Source organism: Spiroplasma sp. hy2 (genome assembly GCF_044714365.1).
GTDB classification, from domain to species: domain Bacteria; phylum Bacillota_I; class Bacilli_A; order Mycoplasmatales; family Mycoplasmataceae; genus Spiroplasma; species Spiroplasma phoeniceum.
In genome coordinates this window covers 1-1,139 of record NZ_RXFZ02000248.1, presented here as the reverse complement: position 1 = coordinate 1,139, position 1,139 = coordinate 1, and the positions used below count along the sequence as shown (strand labels likewise).

Annotated in this window: 1 protein-coding gene; it reads right to left on the bottom strand. The window is 18.5% G+C overall.

Annotated features, from left to right (window positions below; all coding sequences use genetic code 4):
• Positions 1 to 967 (bottom strand): Mbov_0401 family ICE element transposase-like protein (locus tag EHV01_RS05815; protein WP_422066636.1); only part of this gene is annotated, 967 nt, incomplete at its 3' end.
• Between the last annotated feature and the right edge of the window lie 172 nt (positions 968 to 1,139).

The window sequence follows — 1,139 nt, the reverse complement described above, 5'->3', positions numbered from 1 at the left end:
TAAAAAAATAATCAACTGCCTTATTATATGTTTCTTTATTTTGTTTGTTTTTACTTTGGTAGGGATATAATTTTTTAAATCTACTTGTAAGATGAAATTTATCTATCGTGTAATGTACTTTATTTTTAGGAAAATATTCTTGAATAAATTTTGCAATATTTTTAATTCAAGGTGCACCATCACCTAATACCATAATTTCAATATTGTCATTAATATCATAATAACTTGTAATTAATATAAGTAATTTACTAACAAAATTAGTTAATTTACTATTTTTTCTAATATATTCTGGAATATTATCCAATTCTATAACACCCAATTTATTTTCAATTACAGGTCTTTTTTTAGTTGATTTTGCTTTATCAAAACCAGTATAAACAGTTGAAAATATACTATGTTTTTTTATTTTTTCTTTTCCTATTTTATTTTCATTTCACATTTTTAAAAAAGTTCCATCAATTTGAATATATAAAGTATGAGGTACATTTATTTTTTTATCAGTTTTATTAATATAATATTCTTTATCAGTTTTTGCATTTTTCATAATATTTGAAATTGTTTTTATACAAATTTTTACATGTTCCATAGTATCTAAAATATCTTGATATGTTTTTTTCTTGCCAATAAATGATAATATTTTTTCTTTAACAGAATTATCTATTCTTTGTCATTTTTCAATACCTAAAAGTTTGTCCAAAGGAAAAATATATTCTTCTTTTCCTGTTTGTGGATTAATTTTATAATATTTTCTTCTTTTAAAAGTTATTTTTCCATTTAAAATAGTTAATGTTCTTGGTTTTATTTCTTTTACTTTATAATCTTTAAATTCTTTTAAAGTTTCATCAATTTTATAATTTTTAAAAATTCATTTATCATAATTTTCTAAATTTTGTTGAATAATTTCAATACTTTGTTTATCTAATAAAATATTAAAATTGTTAAAAAAGTTGTTATTAACATTTATCATTTTTTACCCTCTTTTCTTAATTTCAAACATTATCACAAAAATAATAAAAAATCAAAAAAAGATAGCTTTAATTTTGTAGAAAACTCTTGATATTTATAGAATATACTTAATTTTAGGTATATTTTTAATATATAAGAGGTAAATAATTGATGGAAAAAATAATTACAGAAWW